20 protein-coding genes and 2 tRNA genes are annotated in these 20,175 nt (G+C 67.8%); 12 read left to right on the top strand and 10 right to left on the bottom strand.

All coding sequences use genetic code 11. The features are described 5' to 3' along the window. The first annotated feature begins 161 nt into the window (after positions 1-161). From RIA68_09010 to RIA68_09025, 4 genes are all read left to right on the top strand, one after another. Positions 162-1,256 (top strand): ATP-binding protein, encoded by a 1,095-nt coding sequence (locus RIA68_09010; protein MEQ8317582.1) that lies wholly within the window; start codon positions 162-164, stop codon positions 1,254-1,256. Next, positions 1,253-1,663, top strand: coding sequence for a response regulator (locus tag RIA68_09015; protein MEQ8317583.1), 411 nt, complete (start codon positions 1,253-1,255; stop codon positions 1,661-1,663). The genes RIA68_09010 and RIA68_09015 overlap by 4 nt, the downstream gene beginning before the upstream one ends. 210 nt (positions 1,664-1,873) lie before the next feature. Continuing rightward, positions 1,874-3,181 carry a VCBS repeat-containing protein gene (locus RIA68_09020; protein MEQ8317584.1) on the top strand — a complete coding sequence of 436 codons (1,308 nt, stop codon included), beginning with the start codon at positions 1,874-1,876 and terminating at the stop codon, positions 3,179-3,181. A gap of 54 nt (positions 3,182-3,235) precedes the next feature. Beyond that, positions 3,236-4,408: a DNA polymerase IV gene (locus RIA68_09025; protein MEQ8317585.1), complete on the top strand. Its 1,173-nt coding sequence runs from the start codon at positions 3,236-3,238 to the stop codon at positions 4,406-4,408. 4 nt (positions 4,409-4,412) lie between these two features. On the opposite strand, the gene RIA68_09030 is transcribed toward RIA68_09025, so the two are convergent. Both RIA68_09030 and RIA68_09035 read right to left on the bottom strand, forming a co-directional pair. Further along, a complete protein-coding gene (locus RIA68_09030; protein MEQ8317586.1) occupies positions 4,413-4,790 on the bottom strand; it encodes a DUF2256 and DUF3253 domain-containing protein in 378 nt (125 codons plus the stop codon). Further along, entirely contained in the window at positions 4,787-5,686 is a 900-nt protein-coding gene (locus RIA68_09035; GenBank protein ID MEQ8317587.1) for a hypothetical protein, read from the bottom strand. The genes RIA68_09030 and RIA68_09035 overlap by 4 nt, the downstream gene beginning before the upstream one ends. Positions 5,687-5,787: 101 nt before the next feature. Between RIA68_09035 and RIA68_09040 the strand changes: the two genes are divergently transcribed. From RIA68_09040 to RIA68_09055, 4 genes are all read left to right on the top strand, one after another. After that, complete coding sequence (locus tag RIA68_09040) at positions 5,788-6,585, top strand: glycosyltransferase family 2 protein (GenBank protein ID MEQ8317588.1); 798 nt, start codon at positions 5,788-5,790, stop codon at positions 6,583-6,585. Then, on the top strand, positions 6,582-7,394 hold the full coding sequence (locus RIA68_09045; protein MEQ8317589.1) for a class I SAM-dependent methyltransferase: 813 nt from the start codon (positions 6,582-6,584) through the stop codon (positions 7,392-7,394). Before RIA68_09040 ends, RIA68_09045 begins: the two co-directional genes overlap by 4 nt. A gap of 86 nt (positions 7,395-7,480) precedes the next feature. Beyond that, positions 7,481-7,735, top strand: coding sequence for a hypothetical protein (locus RIA68_09050; GenBank protein MEQ8317590.1), 255 nt, complete (start codon positions 7,481-7,483; stop codon positions 7,733-7,735). A 195-nt stretch (positions 7,736-7,930) separates the two neighbouring features. Beyond that, the gene (locus RIA68_09055; GenBank protein MEQ8317591.1) at positions 7,931-9,238 is read left to right on the top strand and encodes a DEAD/DEAH box helicase; all 1,308 of its coding nucleotides are present in this window, start codon (positions 7,931-7,933) and stop codon (positions 9,236-9,238) included. Positions 9,239-9,253: 15 nt separating this feature from the next. On the opposite strand, the gene RIA68_09060 is transcribed toward RIA68_09055, so the two are convergent. Beyond that, positions 9,254-9,640: an STAS domain-containing protein gene (locus RIA68_09060; GenBank protein ID MEQ8317592.1), complete on the bottom strand. Its 387-nt coding sequence runs from the start codon at positions 9,638-9,640 to the stop codon at positions 9,254-9,256. Between the two features lie 231 nt (positions 9,641-9,871). Between RIA68_09060 and RIA68_09065 the strand changes: the two genes are divergently transcribed. Both RIA68_09065 and RIA68_09070 read left to right on the top strand, forming a co-directional pair. Then, entirely contained in the window at positions 9,872-11,248 is a 1,377-nt protein-coding gene (locus tag RIA68_09065; GenBank protein MEQ8317593.1) for a GC-type dockerin domain-anchored protein, read from the top strand. A gap of 124 nt (positions 11,249-11,372) precedes the next feature. Next, positions 11,373-12,767 (top strand): GC-type dockerin domain-anchored protein, encoded by a 1,395-nt coding sequence (locus RIA68_09070; protein MEQ8317594.1) that lies wholly within the window; start codon positions 11,373-11,375, stop codon positions 12,765-12,767. A gap of 15 nt (positions 12,768-12,782) precedes the next feature. Here RIA68_09070 and RIA68_09075 read toward each other — a convergent pair whose 3' ends face one another. Beyond that, complete coding sequence (locus RIA68_09075; protein ID MEQ8317595.1) at positions 12,783-13,541, bottom strand: DUF6065 family protein; 759 nt, start codon at positions 13,539-13,541, stop codon at positions 12,783-12,785. Positions 13,542-13,819: 278 nt separating this feature from the next. Here RIA68_09075 and recA point away from each other — a divergent pair, with 278 nt between their 5' ends. Together recA and RIA68_09085 are read left to right on the top strand one after the other, a co-directional pair. Then, the gene (recA, locus tag RIA68_09080; protein MEQ8317596.1) at positions 13,820-15,019 is read left to right on the top strand and encodes a recombinase RecA; all 1,200 of its coding nucleotides are present in this window, start codon (positions 13,820-13,822) and stop codon (positions 15,017-15,019) included. 96 nt (positions 15,020-15,115) lie between these two features. Further along, a tRNA-Leu gene (locus RIA68_09085) sits at positions 15,116-15,201 on the top strand. A 31-nt stretch (positions 15,202-15,232) separates the two neighbouring features. Here RIA68_09085 and RIA68_09090 read toward each other — a convergent pair. The 6 genes from RIA68_09090 to RIA68_09115 form a co-directional block, all read right to left on the bottom strand. Beyond that, positions 15,233-16,567: an acyl-CoA thioesterase/BAAT N-terminal domain-containing protein gene (locus tag RIA68_09090; GenBank protein ID MEQ8317597.1), complete on the bottom strand. Its 1,335-nt coding sequence runs from the start codon at positions 16,565-16,567 to the stop codon at positions 15,233-15,235. A 224-nt stretch (positions 16,568-16,791) separates the two neighbouring features. Next, positions 16,792-16,875 (bottom strand) — tRNA-Leu (locus RIA68_09095). Between the two features lie 69 nt (positions 16,876-16,944). Continuing rightward, positions 16,945-17,835 (bottom strand): aminoglycoside phosphotransferase family protein, encoded by an 891-nt coding sequence (locus RIA68_09100; protein MEQ8317598.1) that lies wholly within the window; start codon positions 17,833-17,835, stop codon positions 16,945-16,947. Positions 17,836-17,918: 83 nt separating this feature from the next. Further along, positions 17,919-18,323, bottom strand: coding sequence for a response regulator (locus tag RIA68_09105; GenBank protein MEQ8317599.1), 405 nt, complete (start codon positions 18,321-18,323; stop codon positions 17,919-17,921). Between the two features lie 25 nt (positions 18,324-18,348). After that, positions 18,349-18,744, bottom strand: coding sequence for a response regulator (locus tag RIA68_09110; protein MEQ8317600.1), 396 nt, complete (start codon positions 18,742-18,744; stop codon positions 18,349-18,351). Then, positions 18,737-20,119 (bottom strand): HAMP domain-containing sensor histidine kinase, encoded by a 1,383-nt coding sequence (locus tag RIA68_09115; protein MEQ8317601.1) that lies wholly within the window; start codon positions 20,117-20,119, stop codon positions 18,737-18,739. Before RIA68_09115 ends, RIA68_09110 begins: the two co-directional genes overlap by 8 nt. Positions 20,120-20,175 lie beyond the last annotated feature (56 nt).

The following is a 20,175-nucleotide window of genomic DNA, read 5'->3' on the forward strand; positions in this document are numbered from 1 at the left end:
TGTCGCCGCCTTGACTCGTCTCGTGCGCAAGGCGGCTCCAGCGTCTGAGTTCTTGGACTGATCGCGAACGGAACGGACGGGTACCGGGAATGCCAGCCACCACAACGGATCGCCATTATCTCGGCCGCGAACTAGACGAGCTCATCACCCGGAATCCGCATATGTGGAGCTTCTTGCAGGAGGCTTCACTGGATGGCGTCTGGTATTGGGATCTCGAAGACCGAGACAACCTATGGATCAGCCCGGAGTACTGGCGACTGCTCGGCATCGACCCGGCGACACGCGAGCACCGGCCCGAGGAATTCGTGAAAGTCGTCTTCGAAGAAGACTTCCACGCCGTGATGGAGAGCCTCGAGCGGCACTTCGCTGATCCGGCCGTTCCCTACTCGGAGATCGTCCGGTTCCGGCACGTCGACGGGTCGACCGTCTGGGTTCGCTGCCGCGGGATGGCCATTCGGGACGAATCGGGCCGGGCCATCCGGATGCTCGGCGCCCACAACGACATCACCGACTTCAAGCGAGCCGAGGATCAGGCGCTGCGTTCCAAGGAAGCCGCCGAATCTGCGGCCGAAGAGCTACGCAGCTTCGCCTATAGCGTGTCGCACGACATCAAGGCGCCAACCAACACGCTCAGGATGCTGCTGGAAGAAGTCGTGCAGGCGGACGACGGATCGATGAACGACGACCAGCGTGAGCTGCTGGGCATGGCCCAGATGACGATCGGGAACATGCAGGCCATGATCGATGACCTGCTGCAATACACCCGGGTCATCGGCGAGCCGCCGCGATTCGAGCCGGTCGACCTCGACGCACCGCTGGAGAGCGCTCTGGGCGATCTGGCGGGAGTGATCAAGGAAACGGGCGCCGAGATCATCCGGCAGCCGCTGGCGACGATCAAGGGACACGAGCCCCAGCTCCGGGCGCTATTCCAGAACCTGATCAGCAACGCGATCAAGTATCGCAGGCCTGGGGCGACGCCGCGCGTCGAGATTGGCTGCGAAGCGGATCGCGCAAGCGGGCGCGTCGCCGTCACGGTGACCGACAACGGCCAGGGCATCGATCCGGCCTACTTCGACAAGATCTTCAAGATGTTCGCACGGCTCCACCGGGGCGACGAGATCCAGGGCGTTGGCCTCGGCCTGTCGCTGTGCCGGCGCATCGCCGAGAACCACGACGGCACCATCTCGGTCGAGAGCCAACCGGGTGAGGGATCGATGTTTCGGGTGACGCTTCCGGCACACGGGGAACGAACATGAACGAGACGACGGCACTCCGGATCGGCACGCTGGTGCTGATCGACGACGAGGAGATGGATCACCTGCTCTATCGGCGGACCGTGGAGCGGTCGGGGCTGGTGGATGAGCTGATTACGTTCCTCAGCGCCGAGGAAGCGCTTGAGTTCCTCCGCAGCGACGATCGACCCGAGATCGATGCCATCCTGCTGGACATCAACATGCCGAGGATGAACGGCTTCGAGTTCCTCGATGCGGCCGAACGCGAGATCGGGCACGGCTTCGCCCAGATGGTCGTGATCATGCTCACGACGTCGCTGAACCCCGAGGACCGGGCCCGGGCCGACGCCTGCTCGATGATCAAGGACTACCTGAGCAAGCCGCTGTGCGCAGAGCACCTGGAGAAGATCGCCCGGATGCTGCGGACGTAAGAACGCGCACGTGCCAGGTGCCGGCGTAACTCGATCGGGCGCCGTCGATCGACTGAACATCCTGCTTTCTGCCCGCGGGCGAGCGGCTCGCGCCCCCTCGGAAACTCGCGGGCGGGCCGCTTCGTGAAAATTGCCTTGCGGTTTCGCCCCTTTTCCGGTATACAAGGGGGTATGGGCGCTTGCCCACCCCGACCGGAAAAGGAGAGAGACATGCCAGCAGCGTTCGATGATGGCGGTCCGTGGCCGATCCGCATCGTGTCGGCGGCCACCGGTTTAGTGTGCGCGGGTCCCGCGATCGCACAGGATTGCTCGCCCGGCCAGGCGTTCGACGGACCGGTGGGCTACGCCGCCGGCTCGTTCCCTTCGGGCATCGCGCTCGGCGATCTCAACGGCGACGGCAACCTGGACATGGTGGTTGCCAATTCGTTCAGCGACGACATCACCATCCGGCTCGGCAATGGTGACGGCACGTTCGGACCGTCGACCCGGCGGGCCGTGGGTGACCAGCCACAGGCCGTGGCGCTCGGCGATCTGGATAATGACGGGAGGCTGGACATCGCTGTGCCCAACGCTCGAACCGACGACGTGAGCGTGCTGCCGGGCAATGGCGATGGGACGTTCGGGCCCGAGCGGCGCGTGGCCGTGGGCGATCAGCCAAGGGACGTCGTACTGGGTGATCTCGACCGCGACGGCGACCTGGACATGGTCGTGCCGAATCAGGACCTCGACGTCGTGAGCGTCATGCTCAACACCGGCGGGTTGTTTGCGCCGGCGGTGACGTATGCCGCGGGCGATCGACCGTGGCGGATGGCACTCGGCGACCTGAATCGCGACGGGACGCTGGACGTGGTCGTGGCGAACGTCTTGAGTGACGATGCCAGCGTGCTATTGGGCAACGGCGATGGGACGCTGGCGCCGCAGGTTCGCTACGCGACGGGCGAGCAGCCTCAGAGTCCGGCACTGGGCGACCTCAACGGCGATGGCGAGCTCGACTTGGTCGTAGCCAACGAGGTGACCGACGACGTGAGCGTCCTGCTGGGTCGCGGTGACGGTACGTTCGGGCCGCAGGTGCGATACGCCGCGGGAAGTTCACCGTTCGACGTCGCCCTTTCAGACGTAGACGGCGACCGCGTCCTCGACGTGATGCTGCCCAATCTGTTGGGCAACAGCGTGAGCGTGCTTCTGGGCGACGGTGACGGCACGCTTGCGCCGCAAGACCTGTACGGAGCAGGCGCTGGGCCCGGCGGCGTAGCCCTTGGCGATCTGGACGGCGACAACGACCCGGACATGGTCGTCTTCAACGCGACCGGCAACGCGGCGAGCGTGCTGCTGAATCGGTGCGGGCCGTTCTGCCCCGCTGATCTGGACGGCGACGGCGAGCTCACCATCTTCGACTTCTTGGAGTTCCAGAACCTGTTCGATTCTGGCGACCCCGCCGCCGACTTCGACGGCGACGGCCGGCTCACCATCTTCGACTTCCTGGCGTTCCAGAACGAGTTCGTCGCGGGCTGCCCGTAGCCGGTACGCCGAACAGTGCGTCCCCTGAGGGTCGCTCGCTCGTACCATCGGATCATGCCCGCCGCCGGCGAATCCCGCACCATCCTGCACGCCGACCTCGACGCGTTCTTCGCGTCGGTGGAGCAGCGTGACAACCCCGAGCTGCGCGGCAAGCCCGTGCTGGTGGGCGGGGGCGGCAAGCGCGGCGTCGTGGCCGCGGCGAGCTACGAGGCGCGGAAGTTCGGCTGCCGCAGCGCGATGCCCGGGGCCGTCGCGGCGCGGTTGTGCCCGCAGGCGATCTTCGTCAAGGGCAGCTACGAGAAGTACAAGGAGGCCAGCCGCCAGGTGTTTGAGGTGTTCGAGTCGGTGACGCCGCTGGTGGAGCCCTTGAGCATCGACGAGGCGTTCCTGGACGTCACGGGCAGCCTACGTTTGCTGGGCGACGGCGAGGCGATCGCGCGGAAGATCAAGAACGACGTACGCGAGCAGACGCGGCTCACCGTGAGCCTGGGCGTCGCGCCCAGCAAGCTCGTCGCGAAGATCGCCAGCGACCTGGACAAGCCCGACGGCCTGGTCGTCGTGCGCGAGGGCGAGATCGACGCGTTCCTCGAGCCCCTGGAGATCTCCCGGCTCTGGGGCGTGGGCGCGGTCGGGCAGGCCAAGCTCGAGCGCCTCGGCGTCCGTACGTTCGGCGACGTCCAGAAGCTCGACCTCAAGACGCTCAAGGCGATGTTCGGCAGCCTGGGCGAGAGCCTGTACAACCGCTGCCGCGGCATCGACGATCGGCCCGTGGTGACCGACCGGCGGGCCAAGAGCATCGGCCACGAGCGGACGTTCGGCGACAACCTTACCACGCTCGAGCAGTGCCACGCCCAGGTGGTCGACCTGGCCGAGCGCGTCGGATGGCGATTGCGGAGGGCCGAGCGTGCGGCGGGCACGATCACGCTGAAGGTGCGCAACGGTGAGTTCAAGACCATCACACGGGCGCACACGCTCGCGGAACCGACGCACGACAGCGGCGCGATCGTGCGCGAGGCGTGCGCTTTGCTCGATGCCTGGGCGAGGAAGGGCTTCGAGCCGGTACGCCTGCTGGGCGTCAGCGCGAGCCACCTGCACGCGCCCGAGGGGCCGGGCCTGTTCGACGCGGCCGAGCACGAACGCGCCAGCCGCGTGGACGAGGCGGCCGACGTCATCCGCAGTCGGTTCGGCGACGCGGCGATCGGCCGGGCGAGCTCGCTGGACGCGTAGGTTCCTAGCTCGCGAGCCGCAGCCGGATCGGCCCGCGGGCATCGTCGGGGTCGACGATCTTGCCGCCCTTGGTGATGGAGAGCTTGCGCTGGCGGACGAGGCGCCGGGCGGCGCGGCGGGTTCGCTCCATGAGCGGCTTCCAGTCGTCGGGCTCGACGGCGCGGGCCGCCTCGCTCGGGCAGATGGTGGCGCCGCGGTCGCGCTTCGAGAGCAACTCGAGGATGGCGGCTTCGAGCCGGGCGTCGAGGTCGCCGGGCTTCTCGCGGCGGCACAGGTCGGAGCAATAACGGACGTCTTCCCAGGAGCGTTCCCACTTCTTGCGCCACGCGAACGTGCGCCCGCAGGTCTCGCAGATCTTGGTCGGCAGGTCGTCGCGCTTCACTGGCTCGCCGCCTGCGGGGTTGCGAGCGGATCGACGCGTGGCGTCGGGTCGCCGTGGCCTCGAATGCGCTGGGCGATGCGCGGCCAGGCCTTGAGCGGCATGCCGCGCGGCAGCGAGCCGAGGACGCGGTCCTGCTCGGCCTTCGTCAGCACCAGCGCTTGCTCGACGGGCATCTTCGCGAAGCGGCGCGCGGTGTAGGCGGCCATGACGGCGCGCAGCGTGCGGGCGATGATCGCGCGGCGGGGCAGCACGCCCGCGCCGATGGCCTCGAGCGCCAGGCTCGCCTGCGTGCGGATCGAGTGTCGGCTGCGGTCGCGGCTGAGACGGTGCACGCCCTGGCAGTCGGCGACCGCGACGGTGGGCGAATCGCCATCGAAGGAAACGATGAGGTTGCTGGGCTTGTGGTCGCGGTTGTGCAGGCCCGAGGCGAGCAGGCATCCGACCTGGAGGCCGACCGCGTCGGCAAGCGCATGCTGGCGCCGCAGGGGCATCTCGCCTCGCCTTGCTTGATCGAGGCAGTGCAGCAGGCTGACGCCCTCGACGCGGCCCATGACCAGGCAGTCCTCGCGCACGCCGCCGTCCTTGCGGCTCAAGAGCGCGAGCATCGGGGCGCACGGAATGCCCTCGGCGGCCAGCAACGCGGCACCGGCCCAGTGGCGGTCGCCGGCCGCCATGCCCAGGCGGGCCCGGGCCCGGCCGAGCGGGCCGCCGTAGCGGTAGAACTTCAGGACCACCGGCCGACCGCGCAGTTCGGCGGCCATGACGCGGACGCCGCCGTCTTCCTTGAGCAGGGTCGCCGAATCGGCCCAGGGCTCCTGGGAGAGGGCGCGGGCCCACTCGGGGCCGTCGCCCGTGGGGCCGTGCCGGCGTGCGGAAAAGCTGGGAGCCTCGGCCATCTGGCCCTAGTGTATGTTCGGGCGGTTTCCGGTCGCCGGACGGCGGGCATGCTCGATGCCACGCCGGCTTCGTCGCCCGGATTCTCGCTCCGAGGACGCCCATGCCCGACGTTCCCAAGCCGCTGTCGGTGGCGATCATCTGCAAGAACAACGAGGCGACCATCGGCCGGACCCTCGAGAGCGTGCGCAGGCTGGGGCAAGAGATCGTGGCCGTCGACTCGGGCTCGACCGATGGCACGCTGGACATGCTCGGCGAGAACGGGGTGCGGGTGATCGAGGCCGAATGGCAGGGGTACGTGGGCACGAAGCAGTTCGCCCTGGAGCGATGCGGGCAGCCCTGGGTGCTGTCGCTCGACAGCGACGAGTCGCTGACGCCCGAGCTTCGGCGGTCGATCGAAGCGCTCGACCTCGAGTCTGAGGGCGGGCCGAGCGGCTACCGCGTGAACCGCAAGGTGTTCTACGACGGGCGGTACTTCGAGCACACGTGGCAGCCCGAGTGGCGGCTTCGGCTGGTTCGGCGGGATCGGTACCGATGGGAGGGGCTCGACCCGCACGACGAGCTGCGGCCGATCGATGGCGGAGAAGCGACGGCCGACCTCGCGGGCGACCTTCGGCACGATAGTTTTTCGGGGTTTGCCGAGCTGATGCGCAAGCACGTGGGGCACGCCCAGCTCATGGCGACGAGCCTGCACGCCGAGGGACGGCGGGCGGGGCCGCTGAAGCTGGCGATCTCGCCGGTACAGGCGTTCGTGCGGCAGGCGGTGTTCCGGCGCGGGTATCGGGACGGCACGCGGGGCTGGGCGGCGGCCGGCGCGATGGCTGCATATACCCTCATGAAGTACGTGTGCCTGCTGGAGCTCCAGGACCAGGCGGGCCGACAGCGAGAGGAGCGGCGGTGACCACGATCCAGCAGGAGCGAGCGCCCGTGAGCGGACCTTCGTCGATTGACCTGAGCGGCGTGAACAAGACGCTTCAGTTCGAGGACGCGCGCGACCCGCGGGTGGCCCCCACCGTCGCGGACATGAAGAAGTGGGTGCTGCGGTGGCGTTTGAAGGGCGAGCCGCTGGGCGTGAACGGCGCCGTGAAGAAGCGTTGGTACGTGCGGCCGCACAAGATGTGGGAGTACAGCCGGGGGCTGGCGCTCACGGGCGCGAGCGGGCCGACGCGAGAGCCGGGCGCGAAGCTGCACTGCCTGGACGTCGGCGGCGCGATGACGCTACCGATCCTGTACCTGGGGAGCCTGGGCGACCGCGTGGTGTGCCTGGACATCGACCCCACCATGACCCGCCAGAGCATGGACGCGGCCGAGCGGCAGGGGCTGGAACTGGACTGCCGGACGACCAACCTGGGCGAAGAGGATCCGTCGGCGGCGGATCTGGGCGCGCCCGAGGCCGGGTTCGACCGGGTGTACTGCTTCAGCGTGATCGAGCACATCCTGCCGCCCGAGCAGGAGCGGGTTGCCAGCCGAATGGGTGGCCTCGTGAAGCCCGGCGGGATGCTGTGCATCACGTTCGACTTCGGTGAGCACGGGCCGATGGAGGCGCCGATGCGGACGATGGACGACGCGCACAAGCTCGGCGACCTGATCGGACTGCCGTTGATCGGTGGGGACTTCGTCGATACGGGCGATCGATACCCGCTGAATCGCAAGCACCCGCAGGCTCGGTACACCTTCGGTTCGATGTTCTTTCGCCGGCCCGAGGCCTAACACCAGAGCGGATTGGTGCTAGCATTGTGGCCCTCAGCGTGAGGGCATCAGACGTGCCCGCGGCACGAGCCGCGTCGAGGACACCAATGGCCAAGAAGACCAGCAAGAAGGCCGGCACGACCGGCAAGAAGACCAGCAAGAAGACGTCGAAGAAGACGACCAAGAAGACCGCCAAGGTCGGCAAGAAGACCACGAAGAAGAGCACGACCAAGAAGACCGGCAAGAAGGTCTCCAAGAAGACCACTTCGACCGCCGGCAAGACGCGCGGCAAGAAGACCACCAGCCGCGGCGGCCGCAGCAAGGTCACGCGCACCAAGGTGCACGCCATTCCGGCGAGCTGAATCGACCGACTCGAACGGGCGTCGCCCCCGGGCGCGCCCCCCACGACCAAGAGGAATCACACGCTGCCCCCCTCGAAGAAGACCAACAACAAGAAGAAGCCCGCCACGAACTCCAGCCGGAGTGGGTCGGGTGGACGGGCGCCAAAGGGCCCGAGCAAGAAAGCCGAGCGTGACGAGACCATCTTCGATCGCTCGGTGACGTTCGACGACTTCGATCTGGTCGAAGACGTGCTCGATGGCGTGGACGACGAGGGATTCGTCCACCCGACGATGATCCAGTCGATGCTGATTCCCGTCGCGCTGACGGGCAAGGACGTGCTGGGCCAGGCCAAGACGGGTACGGGGAAGACGGCGGCGTTCGGCCTGCCGCTGCTGTCGCTGGTCGACCCGGGCGATAGCTTCGCGGCGCTCGTGCTCGCTCCGACGCGCGAGCTGGCGCTGCAGATCACCAGCGAGCTCCAGACGCTGGGCAAGCACAGCGGGCTGAACGTGGTGGCGATCTACGGCGGCGACCCGATCGAGAAGCAGGCCCGCAAGCTCGCTAAGAAGCCGGAGATCATCGTCGGCACGCCGGGCCGCGTGATGGACATGGAGCGGCGCGGCTATTTGCGGTTCGACAAGATCCAGGTGGCGATCCTGGACGAGGTCGACCGGATGCTGGACATCGGCTTCCGCGAGGACATCCGCCGGATCATGAGCGCGTGCCCGAAGGACCGGCAGACGATCTTCGTCTCGGCGACGCTGACCGAGGAGATCGAAAAGCTCGCCCGGCAGTACATGAACAACCCCGAGAAGCTGGTCGCCTCGGCCGGCTCGCTCACCGTGAGCGTGGTGGAGCAGCACTACCTGACCGTGCAGCCGTGGGACAAGAAGCGGCTGCTCGTGCACCTGCTGACGCACGAGGAGCCCGCGCTGACGGTCGTGTTCTGCCGCCTGAAGCGCGTGGTGGACGACCTCGAGAAGCTGCTGCGTGACAAGGGCATCGATGCGGTGGCCATCCACGGCGACATGCGCCAGAGCCGCCGCAACAGCGTGATGAGCCGGCTTCGGACGGGGGAGCTCGGAGTCTTGATCGCCAGCGACCTGGCCAGCCGCGGCATCGACGTCGAGGGCATCAGCCACGTCATCAACTACGACCTGCCCGAGGACCCGGACCTGTACATCCACCGCATCGGGCGCACCGCGCGCGCGGGGCGCGGCGGCGTGGCCTGGAGCCTGGTGACCCCCGAGCAGGGCGCCCTGCTGACCGAGATCGAGAACCGGATCAACACGCACATTCCGTTCATGGACTACCCGGACTTCAAGCCCGGGCCCGAGCCCGCGGCCGTACGCGAGCGGCGCGAGCAGGAGGCCGCCCGCGAGGAACGCTCCAAGCAGCGCACGCTCGAGCGGCAGGGCAAGGTGCTTCCCAAGGGCGGAGACGAGAAGAAGTTCCCCGGCGGAGTGGTGCCCACGAAGCTACCGCCCAAGCGGATGGGCGGGCGGCTCTCGGGCCGTCGTTGAGGCCCGATCTCGGACCTAGCGGTCGATCTTGGCCAGCGCCTTCTCGCGGCTGGAAGTGATCACGAACAGGCGGTCGACGCGCGTGCCCTTGAGCACCGAGGCGATGGGCTTGGCCAGGTTGCAGAGCACGAGCGTGCCGCCCTCGCCCATGCACGTCTCGCGTATCTGCACGAGCATCGAGATGCCGGCGCTGGACATGTACTCGACGCGCGCCATGTCGAGCACGACGCGGCCGCGTGCCCGGACCGCATCTGGCATCGACTCGGCCAGCACGCCCGCGGCGTCAGACTCGCTGAGGCTGGGGCCCTTGGGCGAGATCACCAGGGCCCGGCCGAACGTCTGGCGGATGGTGTTCGGCCCTTCGCTGGTATCCGGGGTGGCGTCGGCGGTGGTAGCGCGCATCAAGATCCTCCCTCGTCGGGCGATCATGGTGCCGCCCGAGGATCCATCGGCGGTCGGCCGCGAAGGGGTCACAGCGCGGCGTGTTCTGGGACGAGCATGCTGCGCGGTCGGTCGGATTCGTCCGTTACCGGACGGCCAGTTCCCGCCGCATGGGGCCGCCGGACGTTCGAAGATGTCACGGGAGGTCGCGTTGGCTTGCCGTCCCACCCATGAGCATCGAAGGAGAGATTCTTGATCATTACGCACACCACGCGTCCTACCCGCCTTGCCGCCGTTGCCGGCGTTGCCGCCTCGGCCGCCGCCGCCCTGGGGCAGTGCACGCCCGCATGGGACGTGTCCATCGGTAACCCGGGCGTCGACGACGGCTACGTGCAGCCGCTGTTCGTCTGGGACGACGGCACGGGCGAGGCCCTCTACGCCGGCGGCTCCTTCGGCAGCATGGGCGGGGTGCCCGGCACGCTGCTGATCGCGGCCTGGGACGGCAGCGACTGGAGCGGGCTGGGCAGCCCCGGGCTGAGCACGGGCAGCACCAACGGCTTCGTCACCAGCATGGACGCCTTCGAGGTCGACGGCGGCGAGACGCTGGTGGTCGGTGGCTTCTTCGCCAGCGCGGGCGGGCTGTCGGGCACGCAGTCGATCGCGGCCTGGGACGGCACGCAGTGGCTCTCGATGGGAGCAGACCTGGTGAACCCGGACGCGATCTGGGCGCTGGCGTCTGGCGACGTGGGTGACGGCGACCTGCTGTATGCGGGCGGGTCGTTCACCGAGATTGGTGGCGTGACCGCCGGCGGCATCGCGGCGTGGGATGGCGACTCGTGGTCCCCGGTTGGCACCGGTGCGCCGCTGACCGGCGTCGTCACGCCCAACGTCTTCGGCGCGGTCGTCTTTGATGACGGTTCGGGTCCGGCGCTGTACGCCGGCGGACGGTTCGACGAGATCGACGGCGTGCCCGGCACGACGCTGCTCGGCCGATTCAAGGACGGCGCCTGGGAGCCGGTGGGCGCCGGGCTCGTGCGCAGCTCGATCACGGGCGATGCGGGCCAGCTTGCGGTGTTCGACGACGGCACCGGCCCGGCGCTGTACGTTGGTGGGCGGAGCTTCTTTGCCGCCAGCGCCACCGGCACCGGCGACGTCTTCAAGTGGGACGGTGCCGAGTGGTCCGTTGTCGGCCAGGACATCAGCGGCATCGTGACCCGGCTGTTCGCGTGGGACGACGGCAGCGGCGAGGCGTTGTACATGACCACGAGCGATTCGTCGCTGGGTCGGATCGCCCGGCTCGAAGGCGGAACGTGGGTGGGCGTCGACGGCGGCGTGGCCGGCGGATCAACGTTTGGCCTGGGATCGTGGAACGGTGACCTGTTCGTCGGCGGTAGCTTCGAGTCCGTGGATGGCCAGGCCGCCAGCGGCATCGTCCGGCGGACGGGCTGCACGGCCGGGGATTGCTACGCCGACTTCGATGGCGACGGTGAGCTGACGATCTTCGACTTCCTGGTGTACCAGAACGCCTTCGACGCGGGCGACCTGGCGGCCGACTGCGACGAGGATGGCTCGCTGACCATCTTTGACTTCCTGTGCTTCCAGAACGGGTTCGACGCGGGCTGCCCGTAGTACAAGCCCGGATAACTCGCTACGACGCGTCGTGACGCTGATTCCCCCTCGCTCGTGGATCGAACGAGGGGGTTCTGCTGTTATGATCTGCTCGGAGAAGGAACCCCGTGAGGAGGCGAGCGAGATGCAGACGAAGAGCACCGTTGGAGTGATCCTGGCCGCTGGTGTCGCAGCGAGCGCGTTCGGCCAGTGCGAGCCGGCGTGGGATGGCCAGGTCGGCAACCCCGGCGTCGATCGCGGGTACGTCCAGCCCATGATAAATTGGGACGACGGCAGCGGTGAACGGCTGTACGTCGGTGGTTCGTTCGGCGGCATCATCGGTGTGCCGGGCAGCACGAGCCTCGCATCCTGGGATCGCGACAGCGACACGTGGTCACGCGTTGGTACGCCCGGGCTGAGCACCGGCAGCACCAACGGGTTCCTGACCAACATCATGCCCTTCGAAGTGTTCGGCGAGGAGCGACTGGTGGTCGCGGGGTTCTTCGCGAGCGCGGGCGGCGTGGCCGACACGAGGTCGATCGCGGCGTGGAACGGCGACGAGTGGGTGTCGATGGGCGCCGGCCTGCCCGCACCGCAGAGCATCTGGGCGATGATCACGGCCGACGTCGGCGACGGCGAGAACATGATCATCGGCGGTGCGTGGCCCGAGATCGGTGGCGCTTTCGGAGCCGACCTGGCGCAGTGGGATGGAGACGAGTGGCTGCCCGTCGGCGATGGCACGGGGATCACGGGTACGTTCAGCCCGACCGTGTTCAGCCTTGAGGCCTTCGATGACGGGACGGGGCCGGCCCTCTACGCCGGCGGCCGGTTCGACTCGATCGGCGGCGCATTCAACACCAGCATGCTGGGTCGCTTTAACGGCACCTCGTGGGAGGCGGTGGGCGGGGGCCTGACCGCCGGGAGCGTGACGTCGCAGATCGGCGCGATGACGGTGTTCGATGACGGCACCGGCCCGGCGCTCTACGTCGGCGGCAGCAACGTGCGGGCTTCGGGCGCGCCCTTCGCCAGCGTGTACAAGTGGGACGGCGTGGCGTGGTCGGCCGTCGGTCAGGAGTTTGGCGGCCGCGTGACCGACTTCCAGGTCTGGGACGATGGCACCGGTCCGGCCCTGTACGTTGCCGGCACGGCCGTCCCGCCCATCGAGTACCTCGCGAAGCTGGTCGACGATGAGTGGGTTCCGGTCGATGGTGGCATCGCGAGCCAACCCGCGACGAGCGGCTCGTTCGCCAGCGTCTTTGGCCTGCACGTCTGGGACGATGATCTGTACGTGGCCGGCAACTTCACGCTCGTGGGCGATCCCGCCGTGGATGTGCGCGGGCTCGTCCGGCGCACGGGATGCGTGGGCTCGGCGTGCTTTGCCGACTTCAACGAGGACGGCGTGCTGGACATCTTCGACTTCCTGGCGTTCCAGAACGCGTTCGACGCCGGCGACCTGGCGGCCGATTGCACGGAAGACGGCTCGCTGGACATCTTCGACTTCCTGTGCTTCCAGAACGCGTTCGACGCGGGCTGCGAGTGATAGCCGCAGGCTTGGTCAGCGCTGGTCGAATTGCTTGAGCTTCAGGCGAGTGCGGTGGTGCTCGGGCGCCACGGTGCCGCCGGCCGTCTGGCCCTTCATGTAGTCCTTCTGCCACGTGTCGGTGCCGCCCTGGTGGCGGGTGATGGCCTGCTGTCGGCTGGCGGCCCAGCTCAGGTAGGCATTCTGCGTGGCAGGCTCCTTCTCGATGTTGATCGCGCCCGGCTCGGTCCACTCGAGGAGCGCGAGCGGGTAGGGCATGATCATGCAGATGGGCTCGCCCTTGCGGAACCAGACGTCGGTGCCGCGCTTCATGATCTTCCAGTTCATCGTGAACGTGCTGGGCGACCAATCGGTCTCGACCAAGCCGTCGAGCGGGACGGCGTAGTCCTTCGGGTAGTTGGTGGCGCCGCGGACGAACAGGCCGATCTTGGGCGGCGTGCGGAACAGCCAAGGCAGGCGGAAGGTGACGATGCCGCTGCCGAAGTGGCTGACGATGAACTGGTCGATGCCCTTGGGCCCATCGTGGACCTTGACGGCCAGCGCGTCGGGCGCGTCCTTGCCGTTCCACTTCATCGAGACCGTGGCCGGGCAGGGGATGACCCAGCCGCTCTGGTTGGCCATGGCCAGGGGCAGGCATCGATACGCCCCCTTGCCGGGGGTCTTGTCCATCCACTCGCGGGTGGGGCCGGCGGGCTCGATCGTCCAGCCCGAGGCGTCGCTGACGACGTAGGCCGTCAGGGGGCAGGGGCCGTCGATGGTGATGGTTTCGGGCATGGGGTCTCGCTCCTCGGGTGTCTGCCCGCCAGCATACGGGGCCGGGGGCGGGGCAACGAAAACTTCACACAGATCATGACCCGAACACTTGACCGCCTGTTCGGGCTCTGGTACACTCGGCCGGCCGGGCACGCGACCAGCGCCGCCCCCGGCCCCCGACGCCCTTCGGTCATGGTGGACCGGGCCCGGGCCACGAGCGCTGCAGCGGCGTGACGCCCGGCTGGAGAACGAGATTCTCCCGCAGGCCACGGCACGCCGAAGACATCTGGAGGTGCCCTATGGCACGCACGAAGGGTTCTGCCGGTTCCGCGACCGCCGAGAAGTCCTCGAAGACCGACGCCCGGTCTAGCACCAAGCCGGACGGCAAGTCCAACGGCGCGGTCGAGGTGATGGCCCCCGAGAAGAACAGCTCGAAGGGCGACACCAAGGCCCCCACCACCGCCTCCCAGAAAGCCGAACCCAGCCCCGAGAAGGCCAAGGCGCTGAACCTGGCCGTCGGGCAGATCGAGCGCAATTTCGGCAAGGGCGCGATCATGCGCCTGGACGAGAACGCGGCGCTCAACATCCCGGGCATCAGCACGGGCGCGCTCTCGCTCGACCTGGCGCTGGGCGGGCGCGGCATCCCGCGGGGCCGGATCGTCGAGGTGTATGGCCCGGAATCGAGCGGTAAGACGACGCTGGCGCTGACCGTGGCGGCGCACGCCCAGCAGGGCGGCGGCGTAGCGGCGTTCATCGACGCCGAGCATGCGCTTGACCCCTCGTGGGCGCGCCGGCTGGGCGTGAACATCGACGATCTCCTGGTCAGCCAGCCCGACACGGGCGAGCAGGCGCTGGAGATCTGTGAGCTGCTCGTGCGATCGAACGCGGTGGACGTGATCGTGGTCGACTCGGTGGCGGCGTTGATCCCCAGGGCTGAGATCGAGGGCGAGATGGGCGATAGCCACGTGGGCCTGCAGGCGCGGCTGATGAGCCAGGCAATGCGCAAGCTCACGGGCATCATCGCTCGCAGCAATTGCACGGTGATCTTCATTAACCAGATCCGCGAGAAGATCGGCGTGATGTTCGGCAGCCCCGAGACGACGCCCGGCGGCCGCGCCCTGAAGTTCTATAGCTCGGTGCGCATCGATATCCGGCGCATTGGCTCGATCAAGGAAGGCGACGAGGCCGTGGGCAACCGCGTGCGCGCCAAGGTGGTGAAGAACAAGGTGGCGCCGCCTTTCCGCCAGACCGAGTTCGACATCATGTTCAACGAGGGCATCAGCATCTCGGGCGACCTGATCGACCTGGGCGTCGAGTACAAGGTGGTCGACAAGAGCGGCGCGTGGTTCAGCTACGGCGAGGTGCGGCTGGGCCAGGGGCGAGAGAACTCCAAGCAGTTCATCCGCGAGAATCCGGACCTGGCCAAGGAGATCCGCTCGAAGGTGCTCGAGCGGTACGTGGCCAAGGCCCAGGCCAAGGAGCAGGGCAACAAGCGGTAGGGCCAAGGAGCCGCACGCGGGCCGCCCGAGCCCGGGCGGCGGTTGCTCCGGGGCGGGGATGCGTGCTACACTCCCCACCGCCATCTGGCAGCCACCGCGGATGTGGCGGAATTGGCAGACGCGCTAGGTTCAGGTCCTAGTGGGAGTAAAATCCCGTGGAGGTTCGACTCCTCTCATCCGCACTCTGAAGCCCCGGGCAGGTCCCGGGGTTTTTTATTTGCCGCCGTTGGTTTCGTCAGCGCCCAGGTGCGTGCGAAAGAACTCGATCATCACCCGGAAGGCCTCTCGCCGGACGGCGGCGTCGTGGCGATCCAGCGGGGTGTAGGCGTGGCCCGATAGGCCGTGGCCGGCCTCGCGGTCGACGATCAGAAGGGTCTCGAGCCCCGCGGCGTCGCGGCGCTCCTTGATGTTGCGGACCATGTCGCCCGAGTCCCAGGTCGTGTCGCCGTCGCCACCGACGAGCATGACGGGCTCATCGATGATCTCGACCTCGATGCGGGCCTCGGCGATGCGATCGGGGTTGGCCAGGCGGCCGGCGTCGTGGGCCAGGCGGATCTTGACGGGCTGGTCTCGCTGGCCCTTGGCGAACTCGGCACCCATGCCCAGGTAGGGAACGAAGGGCAGCGGCTCGCCCTCCCAGCTAAAGCTGCTGGGCGACGGCTGGCCGCGGCCGACGCCCCACCCCTCCCAGATCACGTCGCTGGGCACGTAGGCGACGATGGCGGCGAAGCCTTCGATGCGGCTTGCGCCGGCGAGGGCGAACTCGCCGCCCTTGGAGACGCCCCAAATGCCGATGCGCTCGCCGTCGAGGTCGTCTCGCGTGCGGATCCAGTCTCGCGCGTCGCGAAGTGGTTCGAGCGGGAGGTTCGCGAACGCTCGCGGCAGCTCGGGGAACTTCTGCTCCTGGTCTCCCCAGGCGGGCGAGTGGTACGGCAGACCGAGCACGGCGAAGCCCCGCGAAGCGAGCTGGCGGCCGACGCTGCGGGCAGCGCCGTCGTTGCCCTCCGATCCGCCGAGCGCGATGACGACCGGCAGTCGATCGTCGCCGGGCGGTCGCATGAGGAACGCACCTGGCATCGAGTCGCCGACGGGGATCTCGACGAGGTCGTCGCGGCCTCGGAGCAGCTCGACCTCGCCCGTCGCGTCGGGCATGCCGTCGGCGTCGGCGTCCACCGAGAACGTGACGAGCCCCCAGGCACGCGACGTTGCTGGGGGATCGGCTTGCGGCTCGGCGCGCTGCATCGACCAGAACAGGCCGGTGGGGTCGGCGCCGGTCCATCGGCCCGCGACCGGCGCATCGGCCATGGGATCGATGCGACCTTGCTCGTCGGCGCGGAACGCGGCGGAAGCGTCGTACCAGGCTCGCGAGCGGTTGTTAAATCGCGAAGCGTTGATGATCGCGAGCGAGCCCGGCTCGAGGCCATGGACTCGCACGGAGACTGGATCGCCGGCGAGGACTTTCGCCTGCTCGATGATGATCTCGGGCTGGGCGACTGTGGCGCTCGACAGAGCGATGGTTGAAACAAGGATGCTCGCGCTCTTCATCATGGCGTATTACTCGCTGTGCTCGTTCCCAAGCGTTCGGGCAGCCGGACGGCACCGCAGTCGGAACACCGTTCGGCCCGTTGTGTCCCCTCGATGCGCCCCAGCGGTGAGCCCGCCCGAATATCGAGGAAGCCCGAGCCTTGTTGGGATGGTCATGCCGGCGTGCCTGGCGTGCGATCAAGCTTGCAATGCATCGCCGGATCGGGAGTCCCCGTGACGAGCGTCAATGCCGGAGGGGGGACTCGAACCCCCACTCTGTTGCCAGAAGTGGATTTTGAATCCACCGCGTCTGCCAATTCCGCCACTCCGGCGTGGGCGAGGAGTGTAGGGGCGACGCGGTTGTCGGTCCGCCCAACCACCCAGTGCTGGTCGAGCACGGATCAACGATCGTCTTCGAGCACCTGGGCCAGCGTTCGCCTTGCGAGCCGTTCTATGTGAGGATGTCGGTCGCGGTAGTAGGGCAATTGGATGGCGGCGATGCTGAGCGCCCAGCCGCGTGCCCGAGCCCAGCGGGCATCGTCAGCCCCGGTTGCCGCCCGGAATGCCTGCCGTTGTCGCGGGCCGAGCTCGAACCAGGCGAAAGCGAGATCGCAGGCGGGATCGCCGACCGCGAGACCGCCAAAGTCGATGACGCCGGCGAGGTCGCCGCTGGCGACGATCAGGTTTCCGCCGTGCAGGTCGCCGTGGATCCACGCGTGGTCGACCGCCGCCTCGGCGTCGAGCGACCGCTCCCAGATGGCCGCGAGGCGCTCAACGGGCACGGCGTCCGCGATCTGGTCGAGCGCCGTTCTCGTTGCGGCGTCGCGTTCGGTGAGGGGTACGCCCCGACCGAAGTTGTGGTCGCCCGGCACGGGACCGCCCGCTGCGTCAAACGTCGAGAGCTCGTTGATAAACCTGGCAACACTGCTTCCGAGTGCATCGCGGTTGGCGTGAGACGCGGACCACGCGGCCTCGCCCTCAAGCCAGGGGACGACGGACCAGGGGCCCAGGAATCGCTCGGTGGCTTCGCCGACGAACAACGGCGTCGAGATCGGGACCGAGAGCATGGGAGCGATGCGCGGCAGCCAGGCCTGCTCTTTCCGGCATTGCGTCGCCGCCGCTGCCGACGTGGGAAAGCGGATCGCGAGTTCGCGTCCCAGTCGGAACAGCACGTGCGCGGTACCGCCGACGGGGCACGGCACGATTTCGAGGTCGGCCAGCGTCGGGCACTGCTCCGACAACAGGAGCCTTGCCTGCGCGGCATCGATCGAGAGGCGGTCCGCATCGGCCATCATCGCCCCCCGTGCGGCAATGCTAGCGCGACGGCCTCAGGACGAGTCGTTTGGTTGACTGCGTTGACCGAGGGCCAACTGGGTCAGCCTGCGGCAGCGGAGGGGACGTTCGCGAGCGCTTCATGGATGGTGGCGAGCAGGTCGGCGGTCGCGAATGGCTTGTGGATGACGGCAAACGCGCCCAGGGCCGCTGCCGAGCGGTCGATGGAGTCGGCCGCCGAACCGGTGAGGTAGATGACGGGCGTCTGCTGCAGTTCCTCGATCTTCTGGAGCCTGGCCTGGACGCTGAAGCCGTTGCCCGCGGGCATGTTGACGTCGAGCACGATGAGGTCTGGGCGAGCGTGCGTCGCGCGGTCGACGGCCGAGTAGCCGTCCTGCGCCGTCACGACGGCGAAGCCCTCGGCTTCGAGCCGGAGCCTCAGAGCGGTGAGCAACGCGGTATCGTCGTCGGCGATGAGGATGGTCGGTCCCGTGTTCGGCTTGGACATGGCTCTGGCTCCATCGATGTTGTGATCAGGCGGCGTCGGCGGTCGTCGGGTCGGCATCGTCGTCGATGCGTTCGATGATCGCCAGGATGTCTTTCGAGTCGTACGGCTTGGAAAGGAACGCGGTCGCGCCGAGCTCGCGAGCGCGGTGCTTGGCGTCTTCCTGGGCGTGGGCCGATAGGAACACGATCGGCGTGCGGCTAAGCCGTGGCATTCGACGGATGCGCTCGAACGTCTCGAATCCGTCGATGTCGGGCATGCGGATGTCGAGGATGATGATCGATGGCTCGTGCACCGCGGCGGCCTCGACGCCCGCCAAGCCATTGATGGCGTGATACACCTCGTGCCCGTGGGCTTCCAGGCGGGTCATGAGGGCGCCGGTGATGGCCGGCTCGTCATCGATGATCAACACGGACTTAGCCATAAGACGGAATCTCCACGCGGTGGACGAGTTGGTCGTTCAAGAATGATTCGGCATCTTCGAGTTGGCGGACGCCGAGGACGGTGATGCGTAATGGCTGATCGAGTTGCTTTAAGACACGCAAGGCAGATTCCCAGTAGAGCTCCTGGATGCGATCGGCCCACTCCTGCGGGCGATATCCGACGCCGATGAGGAAGACGCCGCCGTCTTCCGCGACGGGGAGCGCGAGATCGGTGGCTCGCGACACCGATCCCAGGAAGGCCTGGAGGTCGTCCTGGGTCATCTCGGGCGCCAACGCCTCGACGTGGAGCATCGTGATGGGTGTGGATTCCTCCTGGCGATCGATCCAGGCGAGATAGCCCCGGATGATGCTGTCGGTATCGGCGCGCGGCATGCTGAACGAGAACGTCGAACCACTGCCCTCGCGCGATCGCACCTTGGCCAGGCCCAGGTTGATGCCCGTGAGCTCGCGGACGATGCTGAGGCCCAGGCCGAAGCTCTTGGTGTTGCTGTCGTGGGTGGCGTTTCCCTGCCGGAAACGCTCGAAGAGCTGTTCGCGCTGCAGCTCGCTCATGCCCGGTCCCTCATCGATGACCCGAAGCTCGACCGTGTGGTCGTCGCCGACCTCGGCCTGCACGGTGACGGTCGTCTGGGTGGGAGCATACTTGATGGCGTTAACGACGAGGTTGGTGAGTGTTCGCCTGGCCTTATCGATGTCGATCCAGACGAGGGGCAACTCGTCGGGGACGTCGCGTACGAGGGTGATGTCCCGGCGCTGGGCACGTCGCTGCAAGATGGTCCAGCAGGTGTCGATGATCTCATGGACGTCGTGGGCACGCCGGTCGACGCGCAGCGTTCCCGCGCGGAGCTTGCTGCTGTCCAGGAAGTCGTCGACGAGCTGGGCGAGGTCTCTGGTGGCGTTGCCGATGAAGTCCAGGAACTCGCACTGCTTCTCGGAGACCGGCCCGCCGATGCCATCGGCCATGATCGAGGCGAATTCTTGGATGACGGCCAGCGGCGTGCGGAACTCGTGGGCGACGTCCTCGACGAACCGGTGTGCCGAGTTGCTGAGCAGCTCGAGTCGGTCGCCCTTGATTCGCAGGTCGTCGTTGGCACGCTCGAGCTGCCTGGTGAGTTCGCGGGCGGTTTGCTCGAGGTTGAATCGCCGCAGGGCATCGAGGATGACGTGTCGGAGACCGTCGCCCTGCTCGAACACCGTCTGCTTGTTGATGTAGTCGGTCGCTCCGCGGCGGAAGACCGCGGCGGCGATGTCCTCATGGCCGCACGAGGTCATGACGATCGCGGGCCCCCGATCGATGTCGACCAGGTCGGGCAGCCACGCCGCAGCGGTGTCCGATGCGAACTTGTAGTCGCACATGAACAGGCACCGCTCCGTGGTCGACGCTTCCAGGGCTTGGGCTGGATGAGAGAACT

Source organism: Phycisphaerales bacterium (genome assembly GCA_040217175.1).
Lineage (GTDB): Bacteria > Planctomycetota > Phycisphaerae > Phycisphaerales > UBA1924 > JAHCJI01.